This is a genomic window from Streptomyces sp. NPDC031554, from assembly GCF_055580685.1.
The window spans coordinates 830,654-851,380 of sequence record NZ_JBVIKX010000001.1 but is presented as its reverse complement, the minus strand read 5'-3'; the positions used below and the strand labels follow the sequence as shown (position 1 = coordinate 851,380).

General features: G+C 73.4%; 22 protein-coding genes. 8 read left to right on the top strand and 14 right to left on the bottom strand.

What is annotated here, in order from left to right; all coding sequences use genetic code 11:
- Positions 1-24 precede the first annotated feature (24 nt).
- Positions 25-1,302 (top strand): thymidine phosphorylase, encoded by a 1,278-nt coding sequence (locus ACZ5FU_RS03730; RefSeq protein WP_451525241.1) that lies wholly within the window; start codon positions 25-27, stop codon positions 1,300-1,302.
- 166 nt (positions 1,303-1,468) lie between these two features.
- Here the strand turns inward: ACZ5FU_RS03730 and ACZ5FU_RS03725 are convergent, their stop codons facing one another.
- Together ACZ5FU_RS03725 and ACZ5FU_RS03720 are read right to left on the bottom strand one after the other, a co-directional pair.
- Positions 1,469-2,641, bottom strand: coding sequence for a GDSL-type esterase/lipase family protein (locus ACZ5FU_RS03725; protein WP_468833574.1), 1,173 nt, complete (start codon positions 2,639-2,641; stop codon positions 1,469-1,471).
- 4 nt (positions 2,642-2,645) lie between these two features.
- Positions 2,646-3,248 (bottom strand): TetR/AcrR family transcriptional regulator, encoded by a 603-nt coding sequence (locus tag ACZ5FU_RS03720; RefSeq protein WP_451525243.1) that lies wholly within the window; start codon positions 3,246-3,248, stop codon positions 2,646-2,648.
- 97 nt (positions 3,249-3,345) lie between these two features.
- Between ACZ5FU_RS03720 and ACZ5FU_RS03715 the strand changes: the two genes are divergently transcribed.
- Positions 3,346-3,732, top strand: coding sequence for an STAS domain-containing protein (locus ACZ5FU_RS03715; protein WP_451525244.1), 387 nt, complete (start codon positions 3,346-3,348; stop codon positions 3,730-3,732).
- Here ACZ5FU_RS03715 and ACZ5FU_RS03710 read toward each other — a convergent pair.
- Both ACZ5FU_RS03710 and ACZ5FU_RS03705 read right to left on the bottom strand, forming a co-directional pair.
- Positions 3,616-4,632 carry a sigma-70 family RNA polymerase sigma factor gene (locus ACZ5FU_RS03710; RefSeq protein WP_468833571.1) on the bottom strand — a complete coding sequence of 339 codons (1,017 nt, stop codon included), beginning with the start codon at positions 4,630-4,632 and terminating at the stop codon, positions 3,616-3,618. The genes ACZ5FU_RS03715 and ACZ5FU_RS03710 overlap by 117 nt on opposite strands.
- Positions 4,633-4,784: 152 nt before the next feature.
- Positions 4,785-6,101, bottom strand: coding sequence for an MFS transporter (locus tag ACZ5FU_RS03705; RefSeq protein ID WP_468833569.1), 1,317 nt, complete (start codon positions 6,099-6,101; stop codon positions 4,785-4,787).
- A gap of 63 nt (positions 6,102-6,164) precedes the next feature.
- Between ACZ5FU_RS03705 and ACZ5FU_RS03700 the strand changes: the two genes are divergently transcribed.
- Entirely contained in the window at positions 6,165-7,115 is a 951-nt protein-coding gene (locus ACZ5FU_RS03700) for a LysR family transcriptional regulator (RefSeq protein ID WP_451775182.1), read from the top strand.
- Between the two features lie 76 nt (positions 7,116-7,191).
- Here ACZ5FU_RS03700 and ACZ5FU_RS03695 read toward each other — a convergent pair whose 3' ends face one another.
- Positions 7,192-7,953, bottom strand: coding sequence for an alpha/beta hydrolase family protein (locus tag ACZ5FU_RS03695; protein ID WP_451525248.1), 762 nt, complete (start codon positions 7,951-7,953; stop codon positions 7,192-7,194).
- Between the two features lie 113 nt (positions 7,954-8,066).
- Between ACZ5FU_RS03695 and ACZ5FU_RS03690 the strand changes: the two genes are divergently transcribed.
- Together ACZ5FU_RS03690 and ACZ5FU_RS03685 are read left to right on the top strand one after the other, a co-directional pair.
- A complete protein-coding gene (locus tag ACZ5FU_RS03690; RefSeq protein ID WP_468833566.1) occupies positions 8,067-9,230 on the top strand; it encodes an adenosine deaminase in 1,164 nt (387 codons plus the stop codon).
- A 134-nt stretch (positions 9,231-9,364) separates the two neighbouring features.
- The gene (locus ACZ5FU_RS03685) at positions 9,365-9,718 is read left to right on the top strand and encodes an ATP-binding protein (protein ID WP_468642943.1); all 354 of its coding nucleotides are present in this window, start codon (positions 9,365-9,367) and stop codon (positions 9,716-9,718) included.
- A gap of 67 nt (positions 9,719-9,785) precedes the next feature.
- Here the strand turns inward: ACZ5FU_RS03685 and ACZ5FU_RS03680 are convergent, their stop codons facing one another.
- The 5 genes from ACZ5FU_RS03680 to afsQ1 form a co-directional block, all read right to left on the bottom strand.
- Positions 9,786-9,989 carry a PspC domain-containing protein gene (locus tag ACZ5FU_RS03680; protein ID WP_451525251.1) on the bottom strand — a complete coding sequence of 68 codons (204 nt, stop codon included), beginning with the start codon at positions 9,987-9,989 and terminating at the stop codon, positions 9,786-9,788.
- A gap of 97 nt (positions 9,990-10,086) precedes the next feature.
- Positions 10,087-10,635 carry a VanZ family protein gene (locus ACZ5FU_RS03675; RefSeq protein WP_451525252.1) on the bottom strand — a complete coding sequence of 183 codons (549 nt, stop codon included), beginning with the start codon at positions 10,633-10,635 and terminating at the stop codon, positions 10,087-10,089.
- A gap of 71 nt (positions 10,636-10,706) precedes the next feature.
- Positions 10,707-11,318, bottom strand: coding sequence for a hypothetical protein (locus tag ACZ5FU_RS03670; protein WP_451525253.1), 612 nt, complete (start codon positions 11,316-11,318; stop codon positions 10,707-10,709).
- Positions 11,315-12,871: a sensor histidine kinase gene (locus tag ACZ5FU_RS03665; RefSeq protein ID WP_468833563.1), complete on the bottom strand. Its 1,557-nt coding sequence runs from the start codon at positions 12,869-12,871 to the stop codon at positions 11,315-11,317. The genes ACZ5FU_RS03670 and ACZ5FU_RS03665 overlap by 4 nt, the downstream gene beginning before the upstream one ends.
- Positions 12,868-13,545 (bottom strand): two-component system response regulator AfsQ1, encoded by a 678-nt coding sequence (gene afsQ1 / locus ACZ5FU_RS03660; RefSeq protein WP_366059737.1) that lies wholly within the window; start codon positions 13,543-13,545, stop codon positions 12,868-12,870. The genes ACZ5FU_RS03665 and afsQ1 overlap by 4 nt, the downstream gene beginning before the upstream one ends.
- Positions 13,546-14,067: 522 nt before the next feature.
- Between afsQ1 and ACZ5FU_RS03655 the strand changes: the two genes are divergently transcribed.
- On the top strand, positions 14,068-14,862 hold the full coding sequence (locus tag ACZ5FU_RS03655) for a SigE family RNA polymerase sigma factor (protein WP_451525255.1): 795 nt from the start codon (positions 14,068-14,070) through the stop codon (positions 14,860-14,862).
- Positions 14,863-15,109: 247 nt separating this feature from the next.
- Here ACZ5FU_RS03655 and ACZ5FU_RS03650 read toward each other — a convergent pair whose 3' ends face one another.
- The gene (locus ACZ5FU_RS03650; protein WP_451525256.1) at positions 15,110-15,826 is read right to left on the bottom strand and encodes a uridine kinase; all 717 of its coding nucleotides are present in this window, start codon (positions 15,824-15,826) and stop codon (positions 15,110-15,112) included.
- Positions 15,827-15,885: 59 nt separating this feature from the next.
- Between ACZ5FU_RS03650 and ACZ5FU_RS03645 the strand changes: the two genes are divergently transcribed.
- Complete coding sequence (locus ACZ5FU_RS03645) at positions 15,886-16,299, top strand: hypothetical protein (protein ID WP_451525257.1); 414 nt, start codon at positions 15,886-15,888, stop codon at positions 16,297-16,299.
- A gap of 73 nt (positions 16,300-16,372) precedes the next feature.
- Here ACZ5FU_RS03645 and ACZ5FU_RS03640 read toward each other — a convergent pair whose 3' ends face one another.
- The 3 genes from ACZ5FU_RS03640 to deoC are packed head-to-tail and all read right to left on the bottom strand — an operon-like array spanning position 16,373 to position 19,713.
- Positions 16,373-17,281, bottom strand: coding sequence for an aldehyde dehydrogenase family protein (locus ACZ5FU_RS03640; protein ID WP_451775185.1), 909 nt, complete (start codon positions 17,279-17,281; stop codon positions 16,373-16,375).
- Positions 17,282-18,739: an aldehyde dehydrogenase family protein gene (locus ACZ5FU_RS03635; RefSeq protein ID WP_451525259.1), complete on the bottom strand. Its 1,458-nt coding sequence runs from the start codon at positions 18,737-18,739 to the stop codon at positions 17,282-17,284. It abuts the gene before it with no gap.
- A 5-nt stretch (positions 18,740-18,744) separates the two neighbouring features.
- Positions 18,745-19,713, bottom strand: a complete 969-nt coding sequence (gene deoC / locus ACZ5FU_RS03630; RefSeq protein WP_468643053.1) for a deoxyribose-phosphate aldolase — start codon at positions 19,711-19,713, stop codon at positions 18,745-18,747.
- Between the two features lie 236 nt (positions 19,714-19,949).
- On the opposite strand from deoC, the gene ACZ5FU_RS03625 reads away from it, so the two are divergent.
- On the top strand, positions 19,950-20,654 hold the full coding sequence (locus ACZ5FU_RS03625; RefSeq protein ID WP_451525260.1) for a PH domain-containing protein: 705 nt from the start codon (positions 19,950-19,952) through the stop codon (positions 20,652-20,654).
- The last annotated feature ends 73 nt before the right edge of the window (positions 20,655-20,727 follow it).

Below are 20,727 nucleotides of genomic sequence, written 5' to 3'. Positions count from 1 at the left end.
CACCTCGGAAGGAAAGCCATGGCCATGGACGCCATCTCCGTCATCCGCACCAAGCGGGACCGCGGTGAACTCAGCGACGAACAGATCGACTGGGTCATCGACGCGTACACCCGTGGCGAGGTCGCCGACGAGCAGATGTCCGCGCTCGCCATGGCGATCCTGCTCAACGGCATGAACCGCCGCGAGATCGCCCGCTGGACGGCCGCGATGATCGCCTCCGGCGAGCGCATGGACTTCTCGTCCCTGTCCCGCCCGACCGCCGACAAGCACTCCACGGGCGGCGTCGGCGACAAGATCACCCTCCCGCTGGCGCCCCTGGTGGCCGCCTGCGGCGCGGCGGTCCCGCAGCTCTCGGGCCGCGGCCTCGGCCACACCGGCGGCACCCTCGACAAGCTGGAGTCCGTCCCCGGCTGGCGCGCCCTGCTGTCCAACGAGGAGATGCTGCACGTCCTCGACACCACCGGCGCCGTGATCTGCGCGGCGGGCGACGGCCTGGCCCCGGCCGACAAGAAGCTCTACGCCCTGCGCGACGTCACCGGCACGGTCGAGGCGATCCCCCTGATCGCCTCCTCGATCATGTCGAAGAAGATCGCCGAGGGCACGGGCTCCCTCGTCCTGGACGTGAAGGTCGGCACCGGCGCCTTCATGAAGACCGTCGAGGACGCGCGCGAGCTGGCCTCCACGATGGTGGGCCTCGGCACCGACCACGGCGTCCGCACGGTCGCCCTCCTCACCGACATGTCCACTCCTCTCGGTCTGACCGCGGGCAACGCCCTGGAGGTCCGTGAGTCGGTCGAGGTCCTGGCGGGCGGCGGCCCGGCCGACGTCGTCGAACTCACCCTGGCCCTGGCCCGCGAGATGCTGGACGCGGCCGGGATCAAGGACGCCGACCCGGCGAAGGCCCTGGCCGACGGCTCCGCGATGGACGTCTGGCGCCGCATGATCACCGCCCAGGGCGGCGACCCCGACGCGACCCTGCCCACCGCCCGGGAACAGCACGTCGTCACGGCCCCGGCCACCGGCGTCCTCACCCGCCTGGACGCCTACGGCGTCGGAGTCGCCGCCTGGCGCCTGGGCGCGGGCCGTGCCCGCAAGGAGGACCCGGTGCAGGCGGGCGCCGGCGTCGAGATCCACGCCAAGCCCGGCGACACGGTCACCGAGGGCCAGCCCCTGCTGACCCTCCACACCGACACCCCCGAGCGGTTCGACTACGCCCTGGAGTCGGTGGCGGGCTCCTACGACATCGCCGCGCCGGGAACGCCGTACACGGCGTCGCCGGTGGTGCTGGAGCGCATCGCCTGAGGACGCGGTGTCCCGGGGCCGGTTCCACCGGCCCGTCCGGCGTTCGAGGACGAGGCCGTTCAGGCCGAAGCCGGGGTCCGGGGGCGGCAGCCCCCGGGGTCGGGACGGGAAGGGGCGGCGGGGGCGGAAGAACCGCTCGGGCCGCCCCTTGTCGCCCCCGCCGCCCTCATCCGAACGCGCCCCCCTCGCCGAAGGCGGCCGCGGCGAACCGCTCACCCATCCGCCGGTGCGTCGCCGCGTCCGGGTGCAGCTGGTCGGGCAGCGGGAACTCCTCGACGTCCCCCTCCCCGTACAGCTCCCGCCCGTCGAGGAGGTGCAGCCGCGGATCGTCGGCGGCCCGCTCCCCGACGATCCGCGCCAGCTCCTCCCGGACGACCCGCAGGGTCAGCTTCCCGCCGGGCACCTCCGCCGCGTCCCCCATCGGGACGAAGCGCAGCACCCCCCGCTCCAGCCCCCGCAGGTCCGGCGCCGTGGGGCCGGGCGTGTCCTCGTGCATCGGGCACAGGATGGGCGACACCACCAGCAGCGGCGTGTCGGGATGACCCTCCCGCACGGTGTCGAGGAAGCCGTGCACGGCGGGCCCGAAGGCCCGCAGCCGCATCAGGTCGGTGTTGACGAGATTGATGCCGATCTTGACGCTGATCAGATCGGCCGGGGTGTCCCGCAGCACCCGCGCGACGAACGGGTCGAGCAGGGCGCTCCCGCCCAGCCCGAGGTTGATCAGCTCCACCCCGCCCAGCCCGGCGGCGTGCGCAGGCCAGATGCGGGTGGGGCTCGCGCCGTCCGAGCCGTGGCTGATCGAACTGCCGTGGTGCAGCCAGACCCGGCGGTCCGGGGCGCCCGCCGGCTCCACGGGGGCGTCGGTGCGCAGGGCGACGAGTTCGGTGGTCTCGTTGTGCGGCAGCCAGATCTCGACCTTCTTGTCGCCCTCGGGCAGGTCCGTGAAGCGGAGCGTGCCGGGGCGGCCGGGGCGGCGTTCGAAGGTGCCCGCCGCCATGTCGACGGTCAGGACGTGCCCGGCCGTCACGGTGCCCTGGCCCACCAGGCGCCCGTCGACGACCAGGTCGTACAGGCCGTCCGGCCGGGCCGGCGCGCCCACGTACTCCCGCTTGGTGGGCAGCGTCTCCAGTTCGACGGCGGTGGCCCGGGTGCGGAAGACCAGCCGGACGCCGGACGGCTGGGACTCGGCCATGGCCAGCTGCCCGTCGGCGCACTGGGCGCGGGCCCGTGCGGGCAGCCGGTGCGGCAGCAGGCCGTGCTCGGTGCGCTCGGTCTCCAGGGCGCCGCGCAGGAGGTCGTCGGTGAGGGGGGTGGTGATCCAGTGGATCTCGGAGGACATCGCTTCACCCTGCGTTTCGACGGGTCGTGGGGGAGGGGTCGGGGCCGGGCCAGTCGCGCAGCAGGGCGTCGAGGGCGTCCAGGACGCGGGACCAGGACTCCTGGGAGTCGGGCGCGCTGTGGCTGAAGCCGCCGGCCTGTTCGAGGCTGACGTAGCCGTGGAAGACGCTGCCGAGCAGACGGACGGCGTGGGTCTGGTCGGGTTCGGTGAGGTCGTAGCCGCGCAGGACGGCCCGGGTCATCAGGGAGTGCCGCGCCCCGGCGCTCGCCGCGGCAGCCTGAGGGGTGAGCCGGAACTGGGCGGCGGCGTAGCGGCCGGGGTGGTCGTGGGCGTAGTCGCGGTAGACGTCGGCCAGGGCGGTGAGGGCGTCCTTGCCGGAGCGGCCGGCCAGTGCGGCGGAGCCCCGGTCGGCCAGCTCCTCCAGGGCCAGCAGCGCGATCCGCGTCTTCAGGTCGTGCGAGTTGCGCACGTGCGAGTACAGGCTCGCGACCTTGACGTCGAACCGGCGGGCCAGTGCCGAGACGGTCACCTGGTCGAAGCCGACCTCGTCGGCCATCTCCGCGCCCGCCCGGGTCAGCCGCTCCGGGGTCAGGCCTGCACGCGCCATGACGGTTCTCCATACCCTGTCGCCAGAAACCTGATACCAGTGTGCATCTGGCTAAAGGCTTTAGGCAAACAGGTGTGGGGCCCGGCCGGACGACGCGATGAGTTGCGCGCGTCCGTCCGGTCTACCCCTCGTGGACGCGACGACACCCCCCGTACTCACCCTGGCCGGCCCCGTCACCCGGAGCCGGGTGACGGGGCTCTGCGAGGACCTGCGAGCCCTGCTGGAGGGGGCCGCGGGCGCCGTGGTCGTCTGCGACGCGGCGGGGCTCGGGACGCCGGGGCTCATGACCGTCGACCTGCTGGCGCGGCTCCGGCTGACGGCCGGCCGGGGCGGGGGGCGCATACGCCTGCGCGCCCCCGACCCGGCGCTAGTCGCCCTGCTCGCCCTGGTCGGGCTCCGCTTCGAGGTGGAGGGGAACCCCGAACAGGGGGAACCACCGCTGCGTGTCGAGGAAGAAGTGGAATCCGGTGAGGCGGCCGTCTGAGATCTCCAGGACCTGCACCGCCCAGGGCGTGTACCCGCCCCTCTCCGGGTCCGGCTTGTACTGCGCGAACCCCGGCAGGCCGTTGACCTGGACCGGCAGCAGACGCGACCCCTCGCAGGCCGAGCCGATCGTGGTCATGAAGCCCGCGATGTCCTCGTGACCGGTCAGCCACAGGTCGAACGGCGGCATCGTCATGACGGCGTCCTCGTGCAGGAGGGCCGTCAGCGCCGACATGTCGTACCCCTCGAAGGCCGCCACGTAGCGCTCCAGGAGTGCGCGCTGCTCCTCGTCCAGCGGGTCGGAGACCGACGCGCCGGCGGCGGAGTCGGCGCGCTCGGCGAGGGTCGCGCGGGCCCGCTGGAGGGCGCTGTTCACCGAGGCGACCGAGGTCTCCAGCAGTTCGGCGACCTCGCTCGCCCGCCACGCCAGCACCTCGCGCAGGATCAGCACGGCCCGCTGCCTGGGCGGCAGTCGCTGGAGCGCGGCCATGAACGCCAGCCGCACCGACTCCTTGGCGACGGCCGCCTCCGCCGGGTCCTCCACCACGGGCAGCACGCGCGCGTCGGGCACCGGCTCCAGCCAGGTGTGGTCCGGGCGGGGCGAGAGCGCGGCCCGGGCGAGCGGCGTGGCCTCGGAGAGGTCCATCGGGCGGGCCCGCTTGTTGCCCGCGGACAGCATGTCCAGGCAGACGTTGGTCGCGATGCGGTACAGCCAGGACCGCAGCGAGGACCGGCCCTCGAACCGGTCGTAACTCCGCCAGGCGCGCACCAGGGTGTCCTGCACCGCGTCCTCCGCCTCGAAGGAGGAACCGAGCATGCGGTAGCAGTAGCCCGTCAGCTCGACCCGGTGCCTCTCCAGCCTGGCGTCGAGGTCCTCCACCGTCGCCGTACCGTCACCCATCGTCGTCCACCCGCCCCTGTGGCCGTTCCGTCACGCGCCTGTGCGTTCCCGTACTCCGGAAGCTACCGCAGCCCACTGACAACGGCCCTCCGGGACAGCGGAACCGCAGGTGGGAGGAGGGACGGCGCGACGAACCGCGGGGCAGGCGGGCCTCAGTGCGCGAGGGCCCCGGCGCGCGGCGCCGACGACCGCCGGCGCGCCGCCAGCGAACCGGACACCGTGATCGTCACGACGCCGGCCACCGCCAGGACGCCCACGGCGACCGTGCCGCCCCAGCCGCCCGCGTGGAACGCCGTCGCGCCGACCGTGCTGCCCGCGCTGGAGCCGATGTAGTACGCGGACTGGTAGAGCGCCGAGGCCTGCGCGCGACCGGTCGTCGCCGTCCTGCCGACCGCCGAGGACGCCACCGCGTGCCCCGCGAAGAAGCCGGCCGTGATCAGCACCAGGCCCAGCAGGACCAGCGGGAGCGAGTCGGCGAGGGAGACCAGCAGACCGGTGGCCGTCGTACCGCCCGCCAGGTACAGGGCCCCGCGCCGGCCCAGACGGCCGACCAGGCGGCCCGCCATCGACGCGGACACCGTGCCCACCAGGTAGACGAGGAAGATCGAGCCGACGACGCCCTGCGGCAGCGAGAACGGAGCCTCGGTCAGCCGGTAGCCGATGACCGTGTACACACCGCCGAAGACGGTCATGAACAGCGCGCCGATCGCGTACAGGCGGCGCAGCAGCGGATCGGCCAGGTGACCGCGGACCGTGCGGGCCAGCACCCGCGGCCGCAGCGAACCGGGCGTGAAGTGCCGCGGCGCCGGCAGCAGCAGGCGGAACGCGACCGCGCAGCCCACCGCGACCGCGCCGATCACCGCGACCGCGATCCGCCAGCCCCACTCCTGTGCGACCCAGCCGGTGACGACCCGGCCGCTCATCCCGCCGACGCTGTTGCCCGCCACGAACAGACCGATCGCCGTGACCAGGGCCCGCGGACGGACCTCCTCCGCGAGGTAGGCGGTGGCGGACGCCGGCAGACCGGCCAGCGCCGCCCCCTGCAGGGCGCGCAGCACCACCAGGGCGTCCAGCGACGGCGCGAAGGGGACCAGCAGTCCCAGGCCGACGGCGACCGCCAGCGAGCCGGTCATCACCGTACGGCGGCCGTAGCGCTCCGACAGGGCGCTCATCGGCAGGACGAACAGGGCCAGTCCGCCGGTCGCCGCGGCCACCGTCCAGCTGGCGTCGCTCGCCGCGACCCCGAACTCGCCGGAGATCAGCGGCAGGAGCGCCTGCGTGGAGTACAGCAGGGCGAAGGTCGCCACCCCGGCCAGGAACAGGGCGAGACTCATCCGGCGGTAGCCGGGGCCGCCCGGAGCCATCCGGGAGTCGGGGCGGGAGAGGGGGCCGGGGGAGGAGGCGGAGGCGGCGGGGACGGTCGTGACGGCGTCCGCGTCGGCGGACGCCCCGGTACTGGCGGGAGACATGCCTCGAACCTACGGACCGCCCCGCTCATCCGTCCAATGCACGGAATCGACATAATCGTTCCCATGGCGCATCAGCAGAGGTCACAGAGGCGACTGTCACCGTCCGGTGACACGGAAGACATCGTCACACTGCTCGCCCCGCGGCTCGCGCACTTCGCGGGTGTCGCCCGCACCGAGCACGTCACGCGGGCCGCGCAGGAGATGCAGGTCCCGCAGTCGACCCTGTCGCGGGCCATGGTCCGCCTCGAACAGGACCTCGGCGTCGACCTCTTCGCCCGCCGCGGCCGCACCGTCTCCCTCACCCCCGCCGGCCGTACCTTCCTCACCTCCGTCGAACGCGCCCTCGCCGAGGTCGAGCGCGCCGCCGACGAGGTGCGCGCCGACGCCGACGCGGCCACCGGCAAGGTCGCCTTCGGCTTCCTGCACACCATGGGCGCCGAGACCGTCCCCGGTCTGATCCACGCCTTCCGCGCGGACCATCCCCGCGTCCGCTTCAGCCTGGTCCAGAACTACGGCGAGGCGATGCTGGAGCGGCTGCGCGCCGGTGAACTGGACCTGTGCCTGACCTCGCCGGTGCCGGACGCCCCCGACCTCGTCGCCCGCCGCCTCGACGAACAGAAACTGCGCCTGGTCGTGCCCGCCGACCACCGTCTCGCCGCCCGCCGGCGCGTCCGCCTCGCCGAGGCCGCCGACGAGACCTTCGTGACCCTGGAACCCGGCTACGGCCTGCGCCGCATCACCGACGACCTCTGCCAGGAGGCCGGCTTCCGCCCCCGGATCGCCTTCGAGGGCGAGGAGGCGGAGACCCTGCGCGGCCTGGTGGCCGCGGGCCTGGGCGTGGCGCTGCTGCCGCCCCCCGCCGTTCCCCGCCCCGGCGTGGTCGAACTGACGGTCACCGCCCCCAGGGCGGCCCGCGAGATCGGGGTGGCCTGGCTGGACGGCCACCCCGACACCCCGCCGGTGGCGGCCTTCAAGAAGTTCCTGCTGTCGAGGAGGGGCAACCTGCTGCCGTAGCCGCGGCCTCCCCCCGCCGCGACGGCCGTCCGGCCCCGAGTTCCCGCGGTCGCGACGGCCGCCCGGCCCCGAACTCCTACCTCCGCAAGGACCGTCCGAACCCCGAGGCCAGCGGCATCCGCAGCCCCAGCGGCGGCGGGGCGGCGAGCGCGTCCTCGACCGGCCGGGAGAAACCCCTCCCGAACAGCGTCCCCATCACGAAGTCCTCGCACAGGCACAGCACTTCGGAGCGGTGCTGGTGCAACCCGTGCCCGTCCGAGTGCACTTCGAACCGGCACACGTCCCGGTTCGCCTTCTTCGCCCGCGCCGCCAGCCGGAACGACAGCTCCGGGTCGGTCCGTTGGTCATTGGTGCCGTGCACGATCAGCACCCGCCGCCCCACCAGCTGCTTCACCGGTTCGGGTGGTACCGCCACGTCCTCCTCGGGCAGCCAGGGAGCCACGGCCAGCACGGAGTCGACGGCCTCGTGCCCGCCCGCGCGCAGCGCCGCCCGTCCGCCCATGTCGACGCCGGCCAGGCACACGGGGACGTCCCCGTAGCGCCGTACGGCCTCGTCGGCGGCCCAGGAGGCGTCGGCGGCCAGATGGGCCTCGCTGCCGTTCCAGCCGCGGTAGCGGTACCGCACCACGTGCACGGCGAGGCCCTCCTCCCGTCCCGCGCGGGCGAGTCCGCGCCCGAGGGCGCGGACGGAGGCGGCCTGCCACAGGGGCGAGGGCCTGCGGTCGGAGACCTCCTCGCCGCCGGGGAGCAGCAGCACCGCCCCGCCCACCGTCCGAGGCTCCGGACCGATGACCCTCCCCAGGCCGGCCGACCGAAGCGGCGTCGCTTGCTGTCCCATGACAGAACAGTGTCAGAAACGCCGGTGTACTCCACCCGGCCGTGCGGTCACCGTTGCGTATCGACCGGGTTTTCCGCCGGGCGATCTACGCGCGTAGGATTTAGAGTGCGCGCATGACGAGCCAGAGCGTCCAGAAGGGCGCCGCCCCCAGCCCGGAGCAGATCCGCCGGGCGCCCAAGGTTCTGCTGCACGACCACCTCGACGGCGGGCTGCGGCCCGGCACCGTCGTCGACCTCGCCCGGGACGCCGGGTACACCCGCCTCCCCGAGACCGACCCCGACAAGCTCGGCATCTGGTTCCGGGAGGCCGCCGACTCCGGTTCGCTGGAGCGGTACTTGGAGACCTTCTCCCACACCGTCGCCGTCATGCAGACCCGCGAGGCGCTGATCCGGGTCGCCCGCGAGTGCGCCGAGGACCTCGCCGAGGACGGCGTCGTCTACGCCGAGGTGCGGTACGCGCCCGAGCAGCACCTCGAAGGCGGTCTGACCCTCGAGGAGGTCGTCGCTGCCGTCGACGAGGGCTTCCGGCAGGGCGAGCGGCTCGCCCGCGAGAACGGCCGCCGCATCCGCGTCGGCGCCCTGCTCACCGCGATGCGGCACGCCGCCCGCGCGCTGGAGATCGCCGAACTCGCCAACCGCCACCGCGACCTGGGCGTCGTCGGCTTCGACATCGCCGGCGCGGAGGCGGGCTACCCGCCCACCCGGCACCTCGACGCCTTCGAGTACCTCAAGCGCGAGAACAACCACTTCACCATCCACGCCGGTGAGGCCTTCGGGCTGCCGTCGATCTGGCAGGCCCTCCAGTGGTGCGGCGCGGACCGGCTCGGGCACGGCGTCCGCATCATCGACGACATCGAGATCGCCGAGGACGGCTCGGTCGAGCTCGGGCGGCTCGCCTCGTACGTCCGCGACAAGCGCGTCCCCCTGGAGCTGTGCCCCAGCTCCAACCTCCAGACCGGAGCCGCCGCCTCGTACGCCGAGCACCCGATCGGGCTGCTGCGGCGGCTGCACTTCCGGGCCACGGTGAACACCGACAACCGGCTGATGTCCGGCACCAGCATGAGCCTGGAATTCGAGCACCTTGTCGATGCGTTCGGCTATACGCTCGACGATCTCCAGTGGTTCTCCGTCAATGCTATGAAGTCAGCATTCATTCCTTTCGATGAACGGCTGGCCATGATCAATGACGTGATCAAGCCCGGCTACGCGGAACTGAAGTCCGAGTGGCTGTTCCGGCAGACCGCATCCACCAGCGATTCCTTCGGGGAAGAGAGCTGACGGCCCGTTTTCCCCGGGCTTTTCGTGCGGACGGGTCTTCACGGTCCGTCCGCATTTCCCTGTTTGCGGGGACCGGTGTCCCGTGTCTACGGTCATGGACCGCTCATTTCCCCGTATTCGAGGACGCGTTCATCATGAAGCAGTCTGCCGTCAAGTCCCTCGGTGTCGCCGCCCTCGGCGCCGCCTTCGCCGCCGCCGGTGCGGGCGCCGCCAACGCCGCGCCGGCCCTTCCGGACGCCACCCAGCCCCTGGACGGCATCACCAGGACGCTGCCGGCGGAGGACGTCGCCCAGGCCCTGCCGGGCGCCGAGGAGGCGCTGACGCAGGCCCGGCCGGCGCTGGAGACGGGTCTGACCGCCGCCCGGCCCGCCGCCGAACAGGCCCTCGCCCAGAGCCCCACCGCCCCCGTGGCGGGTCTGCTCGGCGGTCTGCCGCTCCAGGGCCTGCCCACGCACGGGGTGCCGGTGAACGGGATCGCGCTGGGCTGAGCCGGACCCGCCCGCGCGCCGTCGGGGCGCACCCGGTTTCCCGGGTGCGCCCCGACGGCGTGTGCGCTCACCAGGCCGTGCGGGTCTTGTCCTCGGAGGGAAGGAAGATCCACAGCGCTATGTAGAGCAGGAACTGCGGGCCCGGCAGGAGGCAGGAGAGCAGGAAGATCACGCGCATGGTCGTGGCGGACGTGCCGAAGCGGCGGGCCAGCGCGGCGCACACTCCGCCGATCATGCGGCCCTGGGTGGGGCGGGCGAGGCTGCTGGACATCTGCGTCTCCTTCGTGGGCGTCGGTCCGGGGCGGGCCCTGGTCGGCCGCCCCCCGATGAACACCACGCTACGGAGACGAAGGGGAGGAAACGTCGCTCTACGGGGCGATCCCGACCCTGGGAATCGTCGGGGTCAGACCCTGAGCCGTCTCCTCCGGGCCTACGACGGGCAGCCCCCGCCGCGCACCGCGCCGACGCAGCCAGGACCGGGCCGCGGGGACCAGCGCCGCGTGGGCCAGCGCCACGCCCACCGCGTTCAGCAGCACCGAGTCGACGTCGACGACGCGGCCGGGCACGCCCGTCTGGAGCAGGGCGATCGCCAGGGACAGCAGGGTCCCCGCCGCGACCGTGCGGACCAGGGAGGCCAGCGGGGAGACGGCCGGCCTGCCGTGCGCCAGCGGAAGGAGGAAGCCGAGCGGAGCCAGCAGGGCCAGGTCCTCACCGATGCGGCGGAGCGCCCCGGACCGGTCCAGCCTCAGGTCCGCCCGGATGCCCGCGAAGGGATGCAGATTGGTCGGCGTCACCCAGGGGACGTCCAGTGGGCGCAGCGTGAGCCAGGCGACGACCAGGAGATGCGCGACCAGGAGGACGCTCCCGGCCGCACGGACGCGGTTCACGGCGCTGCCGCCGACGCCTTGACGCTGCACGCTCCCCTAGACGCGAAAGGCGGCGGGATCGGTTCCGGGCCGGGAGGGGCCGCGCGTCACGCCGCCCGGCGTCAGCTGTCCGCGACGTCCGTCGAGGGGGGCTCCGCCGAGCCCGGGCGGGCGCGGACCTCGTCGGTGCACTCGTAGCGGCGGGGGCGTTCCGGGGCGGGGCCGCCCAGCACCACCGAGCCGTCGCCCTCCGCCGCCGCCGAATCGGAGAAGGTGCACACCAGCTGGGCCAGGGCGTACGACGTGAGGGCGCCGGGGGAGACGCTCAGGCGCAGGGTGTCGTCGGGGTCCCCCGGGACCGGGCCGCTCACCTTCGTGCCGCCGCGCACGTCCGTGCTGTGACCGGCCTCCTTCTCGGCGGTGGACGGCGACTCGGCCAGTTCGTCCAGGAGGCCCTGGGCCACCAGGACCCGGCGCTCGGAGTCCGCCGTGCCGTCGGGCACCCGCACGGCCCGGTCCACGGCCACCAGGGACGAGCCGCACAGCAGGAACACCTGGACCGGGACGCCCCTCGCGGTCTGGGTCGTCACCTCGGGTTCGGCCAGGGAGCAGCGCACCCGTGACGGTGCCGGGCCGAAGTCGGTCGGCACCTCCGTGGCCCGGATCCCGCAGCCGGTCAGCAGCCCGGCGAGCAGGGGGAGGGCGAGCAGACGGCGTACACGGCCCCTCTTCACGAGGCGTCCCCCTTGTCCTTCTCGGACTGTTCCGCCAGTTCCGAAGCGTCCCGCGGCAGGTGCAGGGTGAACACCGCGCCGCCGTCGGGGGAGTTGACGGCCGTGATCCTGCCGCCGTGGATGTGGGCGTTCTCCAGGGCGATGGACAGGCCCAGGCCGCTGCCCTCGGAACGCGGACGGGAGGCGCTCGCCTTGTAGAAGCGGTCGAAGACGTGCGGGAGGACGTCCTCGGGGATGCCGGGGCCGTGGTCCCGGACGGCGATGACCACCTCGTCGTCCGACTCCCGGATCGAGACCCGCACCGGCGAGCCGCCGTGCTTGAGGGCGTTGCCGATCAGGTTCGCCATGATCACATCCAGCCGGCGCGGGTCGAGACGGGCGTGGATGCCGCGCTCGGAGTCCAGCTCCACCGCGTCGAGCCAGGCGCGCGCGTCGATGCAGTGGGTGATCTGGTCGGCGACGTCGACGTCGTCCAGGACCAGACGGGCCGTCCCGGCGTCGAAGCGGGTGACCTCCATCAGGTTCTCGACCAGGTCACCGAGGCGCCGGGTCTCGCTGACGACGAGGCGGACCGCCGGTTCGATCATCGGGTCGATGCTGCCGGACTCCGCGTCCAGCTCCTCCTCCAGCACCTCCGTGACGGCGGTGATCGCGGTGAGCGGGGTGCGCAGTTCGTGGCTCATGTCCGCGACGAAGCGGCGGGACGCGTCGTCGCGGGCCGCCATGTCCGCCACCCGCTTCTCCAGGGCCTCGGCCGTCCTGTTGAACGTGCGGGACAGATCGGCCAGTTCGTCCGTGCCCGAGACCTGCAGCCGGGTGTCCAGCTTGCCCTCGCCGAGGCGCCGGGCGGCCACCCCGAGGCGGTGCACCGGCTTCAGCACGGTCGTGGCGGCGGCCTGCGCGAGCAGCGCCGCGCCGATCAGCGCGAGACCGGTGGCGATCCCCAGCGACCAGGCGAGGGAGTTGAGGTCCTTGGCCTCCGGCTCGAGCGACTTGCGCATGTAGCCGGTCGGACCGCCGCCGATCATCCTCGTGCCGGCCACCAGGTACGGCGTGCCGTGGTCGACGACCCGCTGCCAGTACAGGTGGTACGGCGACTTGTTGCCGGAGGTGACGTCCTGCCGCCTGTCGACGGCCGCGCGCAGGGACTCGGGCACCGCGTCCAGGGAGAACCCGTTCAGGCCGCCGGAGTTGCCGTACACGGTCGTGCCGTCGACGTCCTCGCCGACGAGCAGCACGCTGAAGCGCTGGCTGCTGTTGGCCATCTGCCCGGCCGTGTGCTGGAGTTCGTCCTGCGACGGGTGCTCGGGCAGCGAGCCCGCCCGGTTCTGCATCTCCTGCTCGAAGTCCCGCAGCACCGCGCCCTGGGTGCGGGTGAGCACCGCCTCGCGGTTGAGCCAGTACGCGATGCCCGAGGCGGACACCGCGGCGGTCAGCGCCACCGCCCCGAAGACCATGACGAGCCGCAGCCGCAGGCTGGTGAACCGCAGCCGGGAAAGATGTCCCTTGCGCGCCGCGGACCAGCCGCGGACCCCCCCTCGCCCTCGTGTCACTGAGGGGCGTCCAGGCGGTAGCCGACTCCGCGCACGGTACGGATGAGCGTGGGGGAGGACGGGACGTCCTCGACCTTGGCGCGCAGACGCTGGACACAGGCGTCCACCAGACGTGAGTCGCCCAGGTAGTCGTGCTCCCAGACCAGCCGCAGCAACTGCTGCCGGGACAGCGCCTGTCCGGGGCGCCGGCTCAGCTCCAGCAGCAGCCGCAGCTCGGTCGGGGTGAGCTGGAGGTCCTCGCCGTTCTTCGTCACCGTCATCGCCGCGCGGTCGATGACGAGACTGCCGAAGGTCGCGGCGTCGTTCGACTCGCGCTCCCCGCGCCGCAGCACGGCCCTGATCCGGGCGTCGAGGACCCGCCCCTGCACCGGTTTGACGACGTAGTCGTCGGCGCCGGACTCCAGTCCCACCACCACGTCGATGTCGTCGTTGCGCGCGGTGAGCAGGATGATCGGCAGCTGGTCGGTGCGCCGGATGCGGCGGCACACCTCGAACCCATCGATGCCGGGCAGCATCACGTCCAGCACGATCAGATCCGGCCGCTGCTCGCGCAGCAGCTTCAGACCGTCCTCACCGCTCGCAGCGGTCGCCACCCGGTGTCCCTGGCGCGTCAGTGAGAGCTCCAGGGCCGTACGGATGGCGTCGTCGTCCTCGATCAGCAACAGGGAAGGCACGGGCTCATTCTGGCCCATGGAGGGGCTGTCGTTCGACCCGTGGTCCGGGCTCGGATCCGCGGGGTGCGCGGTTTCCGCGCCGCGCGCGGCGCGCGGCGGCGCGCGGGGCGGCCCGCGAGCCGCCGGTACGAGGGCCGGAAGAGGGCCGGGCCCGGACCGCCGGCGGCCCGCGGACCTGCCTGTTCGAACAGTTCCGGGCAGCACGCCGCGGACGCGGGCGGTGCTTCCGGTCGGCCCGCGGGGCGCCGGCCGGGCCCCGCCGTCCGGCCGGTCGCTCCCGCCGGCGTCCGTGCCGGCGTTCCCGTGTCGGCCGGCGGCGCGAAGCCGCACCGCACGGCCACCGGCAACGCCCGTACGGGATCCGTGGTGTCGCCGTGACGGGCCCCTGTGACAGGTCTGTGACAGTCGACGGACACGGCGATGAAGTGGCTTCGGCAAGCTTCTCGGCACGGGCAGGGGAGCAGGACGCCGGGCCCGGTACGACCGACCGGATCACCGCAGGACCACGACGGGGGGCGCGAGATGAACACGCTGCACGGCCTGAACACCAGCGCAGTGATCACGCGCCTGCACGACGTGAACCGGGGTCCGGAGAGGTCCGGTGCCGACGGGGGGCCCTCCCGCGCGGGTTTCGAGCGCGGGGGGCGGGGATGCTCCCGCGGCGCCGGGCGTCAGCACACCGGGTTCATGACGGTGGTCGACGCGAACACGGGGGAGACGCCCGCGGCGGAAGCCGCCACGGGCACGGCCGGGGGAGCCGCGTACAGGGAGGACACGGGGGAGCGTCGCTCGCTGTCGGAGGCGGAGTTCACCGCCTACGTCCAGGAGCGCCGCGCCTCCCTGTACGCCACCGCCTACCACCTCACCGGTGACCGCTTCGAGGCCGAGGACCTGCTCCAGAGCGCGCTGTTCTCGACCTACCGGGCGTGGGAGCGGATCAGCGACAAGGCGGCCGTCGGCGGGTACCTCCGGCGGACCATGACCAACCTGCACATCAGCGCGTGGCGCCGCCGCAAGCTGAACGAGTACCCGACCGAGGAACTGCCGGAGACGGCCGGCGACACGGACGCGATGCGCGGCACCGAACTGCGCACGGTCCTGTGGCAGGCGCTGGCCCGGCTGCCCGAACTCCAGCGGACGATGCTGGTCCTGCGGTACTACGAGGGCCGCACCGACCCGGAGATCGCGGGCATCCTCGGCATCAGTGTCGGCACGGTGAAGTCCAGCATCTGGCGGTCGCTCCGCCGGCTGCGGGAGGACGAGGTCCTCAGCTTCGGCCGTGACGAGGAAGACGCCTTCGGCGAGTTGGTCGCCTGAGGCGCACGGGGGATCCGGCTTCCGGTCACGGGAGCCGGGGCACGGGGGAAGCGGTACCGGGAGGACCCGACGGGGGACGTGGGGAACGAGCGGTACCGCGACGTGCACGGGGGAGCACCATCCCTGGGGACACGGGGGAAGCACGAAGGGGAGCGGGGCTGGGGGGCCGGGGGGTCCGTCCGGCCCCGCTTCTCCGTGTCACGGAGCGGGTTCCGCCCCTGCCCGCGCACCTCGTGCCCGGCGGGCCCTACGCCGCCGTACGGGCCGTACCGGCCGGCGCGTCGCGGTGGCCGGCCGCCGCGGACGCCAGGCGGCCCATCGCCTCGTCGCGGTCGCAGGCGTGGGCGCCGAGCGCGGTCTGGCGGGCCACGATGGAGCGTTCGGCGCGCATCAGGCGCCAGCCGCGGCGCAGCAGGAGCGGCACGGACTTGCGGCCCTCCCGCAGGTCCCGCAGGAAACGGCGGCGGAACGTCTTCACCGGGCCGCGGCTCAGGCACAGCGCGTCGGCCAGCACGCCCAGTTCACGGCAGCGGCCGACGATCTCGGCGGCGAAGATGCCCTCCGCGATGAACAGCGGGGTCCCCCCGACGTCGAGGCTCTCCACACCGGTGCGGGCGCTCAGCGAGATGTCGTACACGGGCACCTCGGTACGGCCCGTGCGGCACAGGCCGACGATGGCGGCGACGGCCGCGTCCGCGTCCCAGGAGGCGGGGGCGTCCCAGTCGGTGTCGGAACCTCCCGCGACCAGAGGCAGCGTCGGGTCGTCGCCCTCCTTGTAGAAGTCGTCGAGACGCAGCACCGGAAGGCCGGAGCGGGCCGCGAGGAGGGACTTGCCGGAGCCGGAAGGGCCGCAGAGCAGCACGACTCGCGTGGGTACGGGCGGATGGGGACTCACGGGACACCAGTGTGAGGCATCGGCCGGGCCGGTCACGACCCCGCGGGTCGGCTTTGCAGCGCGCGTCACACCACAACTACCCTTCGTGTCGACCGCATTACCCAGAGCACCGGAAGGTGGCACCACCGATGGCCCGACACGCCTCCCCCCACCGCCCCACCGCCCAGCGCGCCCTGATCGCCCTCGCGACCGTCGGAGTCGCGCTGGGAGCGGGCGCGACGACGGCGTCCGCGCAGGAGGCGGCGACGGCGACGGGCGTCCCGCACGCCCGCCCGGCCTCGCTCGGCGACGTGGACCCGCAGGCCGGCCTGCGGGCGCTGACCGGCACGGTCGGCCACGCCACCGGCCCGGTCGCCGGCCTCAAGCCCAACCCGCTCGCGGGCACCGGCGTCGACCCGCTCGACAACGGCGTCGGCACCCAGCTCGCCGACTTCCGGCCGGTCACCTCGCGGGCGCTGACGGGGCCGGTGGCGCAGGCGGAGTCGATCGGGTCCGTCCCGGTGGTCGGGCAGGTGGCGGAGCTGCCGTCCGGCCGGTCGTGAGGGACCGTCGCACGGAGGGCCGCGGCCTCCCCGGACGGGGGGAGGTCACGGCCCTCCGGCTTCTCGCGACGGCTCAGTAGGACGAGCCCGACGCGCCCAGCGAACCCGTGGGGTGCCAGACCGTCTTCGTCTCCAGGAACGCCGTCATGCGGTCGGTGCCGGGCGCCGCCCGCCAGTCGTCCACAGGCTGTGGACGCAGGACGCGCTTGAGGTTGTCGGCCGCGGCGACCTCCAGCTCCTTCGCCAGCACGTCGCCGGCGCCGGCCAGGTCGATCGCGTTGACGTCCTGGTGCGCGGCGAGGGGCGCCGCGATCTCCGCCGTACGGCCCGAGAGGATGTTGACGACGCCGCCGGGCAGGTCGGAGGTGGCCAGGACCTCGCCCAGGGACAGGGCCGGGAGCGGGGCCCTCTCGCTCGCGACCACGACCGCCGTGTTGCCCGTGGCGACGACCGGGGCCACCACCGAGACCAGGCCCAGGAACGACGACTCCTGCGGGGCGAGCACCGCGACCACGCCGGTCGGCTCCGGGGACGACAGGTTGAAGTACGGGCCCGCGACCGGGTTGCCGCCGCCCACGACCTGGGCGATCTTGTCGGTCCAGCCCGCGTACCAGACCCAGCGGTCGATCGCCGCGTCCACCTGGTCGGCGGCCTTCGACTTCGACAGGCCCTCGGCCTCGGCGACCTCGCGGACGTACTGCTCCCGGCGGCCCTCCAGCATCTCCGCGACGCGGTAGAGGATCTGGCCGCGGTTGTACGCGGTCGCGCCGGACCACGCGCCGAACGCCTTGCGTGCGGCGACGACCGCGTCACGGGCGTCCTTGCGGGAGGAGAGGGGCGCGTTCGCCAGCCACTTGCCCTTTGCGTCGGTCACCTCGTACACCCGGCCGCTCTCGGAACGCGGGAACTTCCCGCCGACGTACAGCTTGTAGGTCTTGAAGACGCTGAGCCGCTGCTGCTCGGACTTGTCAACGTTGCTCATTTATCGCTCGCCCTCCGGGCTCGACGGGGCGAGGTACGCCTCCAGGCCGTGACGGCCGCCCTCGCGACCGAAGCCCGACTCCTTGTAGCCGCCGAACGGCGAGGTCGGGTCGAACTTGTTGAACGTGTTGGACCACACGACACCGGCCCGGAGCCTGCTCGCCACCGCGAGGATGCGGGAGCCCTTCTCCGACCAGATGCCCGCCGACAGGCCGTACGGCGTGTTGTTGGCCTTGGCGACGGCCTCGTCCGGGGTGCGGAAGGTGAGGACCGACAGGACCGGACCGAAGATCTCGTCGCGGGCCACCGTGTGCGCCTGGGTGACGTTCGTGAACAGCGTCGGGGCGAACCAGAAGCCGGAGGAGGGCAGTTCGCACTCCGGGGACCAGCGCTCCGCGCCCTCCTCCTCGCCGCGCTCCACCAGCGAGGTGATGCGCGCGAGCTGCTCGGCGGAGTTGATCGCGCCGATGTCGGTGTTCTTGTCCAGCGGGTCGCCCAGGCGCAGGGTGGAGAGCCTGCGCTTGAGGGAGTCCAGCAGCTCGTCGTGGATCGACTCCTGGACCAGCAGGCGCGAGCCCGCGCAGCAGACCTGGCCCTGGTTGAAGAAGATGCCGCTGACGATGCCCTCGACGGCCTGGTCGATCGGGGCGTCGTCGAAGACGATGTTGGCGCCCTTGCCGCCCAGTTCGAGCGTGAGCTTCTTGCGGGTGCCCGCGACGGTCCGCGCGATCTCCTTGCCGACCGCCGTGGAACCGGTGAAGGCGACCTTGTCCACGTCCGGGTGCGCGACCAGCGCGGCACCCGCGTCGCCGTAACCGGGAAGGATGTTGACGACACCCCTGGGCAGACCCGCCTGGCGGCAGATGTCGGCGAAGAACAGGGCGGACAGGGGGGTGGTCTCCGCGGGCTTGAGGACGACCGTGTTGCCGGTCGCCAGCGCCGGGGCGATCTTCCACGCCAGCATCAGCAGGGGGAAGTTCCAGGGGATGACCTGGCCGGCGACGCCGAGGGGCCTGGGGGCCGCACCGAAGCCGGCGTGGTCGAGCTTGTCCGCCCAGCCCGCGTAGTAGAAGAAGTGCGCGGCGACCAGGGGGAGGTCGGCGTCGCGGGTCTCCTTGATCGGCTTGCCGTTGTCCAGGGTCTCCAGGACGGCCAGTTCACGGCTGCGCTCCTGGATGATCCGGGCGATGCGGAACAGGTACTTCGCGCGCTCCGCACCGGGCAGCGCCGACCACTTCTCGAACGCCTTGCGGGCCGCCCGCACGGCGCGGTCGACGTCCTCGGCGCCGGCCCGGGCGACCTCCGACAGCACCTCCTCGGTCGACGGGGACACCGTCTTGAAGACCTTGCCGTCGGCGGCATCGGTGAACTCGCCGTCGACGAACAGGCCGTAGGAGGGCGCGATGTCGACGACCGCGCGGGACTCGGGCGCCGGTGCGTACTCGAACAGGGAAGCCATGGTGATCAGTCCACCGTCACGTAGTCGGGGCCGGAGTAGCGGCCGGTGGCCAGCTTCTGACGCTGCATCAGCAGGTCGTTCAGCAGCGAGGAGGCGCCGAAGCGGAACCAGTGGTTGTCCAGCCAGTCCTCGCCCGCGGTCTCGTTGACCAGGACCAGGAACTTGACGGCGTCCTTGGTGGTGCGGATGCCGCCGGCCGGCTTCACGCCGACCTGCACGCCGGTCTGCGCGCGGAAGTCGCGGACGGCCTCCAGCATCAGGAGGGTGTTCGCGGGCGTCGCGTTCACCGCGACCTTGCCGGTGGACGTCTTGATGAAGTCCGCCCCGGCGAGCATGCCGAGCCAGCTGGCGCGGCGGATGTTGTCGTACGTCGACAGCTCGCCCGTCTCGAAGATGACCTTCAGGCGGGCGCTCGTGCCGCAGGCCTCCTTCACGGCGGTGATCTCGTCGTGGACCTTCAGGTACTTGCCCGCGAGGAACGCGCCGCGGTCGATGACCATGTCGATCTCGTCGGCGCCCGCGGCGACGGCGTCGTGGACGTCCGCCAGCTTCACGCCGAGGGCGGCGCGGCCCGCCGGGAAGGCGGTGGCGACGGAGGCGACCTTGACGGAGGAGCCGGCGACGGCGGCCTTCGCGGTGGCGACCATGTCCGGGTACACGCAGACCGCGGCGGTCGCGGGGGTCGTGCGGTCGGTCGGGTCGGGGTGGACCGCCTTCGCGCCGAGCGCCCGGACCTTGCCCGGGGTGTCCGCGCCTTCCAGCGTCGTCAGGTCGACCATCGAGATGGCGAGGTCGATGGCGTACGCCTTCGCGGTCGTCTTGATGGAACGGGTGCCGAGGGCCGCGGCGCGCGCCTCCAGGCCGACCGCGTCGACGCCGGGGAGCCCGTGGAGGAAGCGGCGCAGCGTGGCGTCGGACGTCGTGACGTCCGGGAGGGGGGGTGCCGCGGTGGGTGCGGATGCGTTGGTGGGCATGGTCACCAGACGAGCATATCTACGCGCGTAGCGGGTGTACAGCCCTCGACGGGTTCCGCGCGCGCGGACGGACGGGGGAGGTCGGTGCCGCGGGCGGGCGGGTCCACGCGGGCGGGCGCCGGACGGCGGCGGTGCCCGGCGTCCGGTGCTCGGTGCCCGGCGCCGTGTGCCGGGTGCCCGCCCGCCGGGCGGGGGCGTCGGGGGAGGTGGCCGGGGGGTCGGGCAGAATCGGGGGTATGACGAGTTCGGATGAGCAGGGTCCCGTGCCGGTGAGCGGTGTCAAGGACCGGGTGTACCGGTCGCCCGCGGGGTTGGCCGGCGGGGTGCTGCTGCTCGGCCTGGTCGGCTGGCTCGGCGTGGACGCGATCGTCGCCGGGGAGGGCCGCACGCCGTGGCTGGCGCTCGCCGCGCTGATCCTGCTGGTGCCGCTGGTCACCGCCTTCACCCTGCGGCCCGCCGTGTTCGCCGGCGACGACCGGCTGCGGGTGCGCAACCCGTTCCGCGTGGTCGTGCTGCCCTGGGGGCAGGTCGCCTCGCTGCGGTCGGCCTACTCCAACGAGGTGGTCGCCGAGTCCGGGCAGAAGTTCCAGCTCTGGTCGGTCCCGGTCTCGCTGCGGGCGCGCAAGCGGGCCGCCCGGCAGCAGGACCGCCTCGCCGCGGACCAGGCCGCCGAGCGCGAGGGACGGCCGCGCCGCAGGCGAGGCTTCGGTGGGCCGGCCGGGTTCGGGGGCGGGCTGTCCGCGCAGGCGGGCCCGGACGTTCCCGAGGGGCCCGCGCGCGCCGAGTCCGACAAGGTCATGGACGAGCTGCGGAACCTGTGGGAGGTGCGGCAGAAGGAGGAGTCCGCGCAGGGTGAGGTGACCGTGCGGTGGGCCTGGGAGATCGTGGGCCCGGCCGCCGCGGGCGCCCTGTTGCTGGCGATCCTGCTGGCCGTGGGCTGACCTCGGGCCCTCGGTCCTGAGAGATCGGGGGCCTTGCCGCCGCACGGCCGCCGGGGCCGCCGCACGGCGGCAA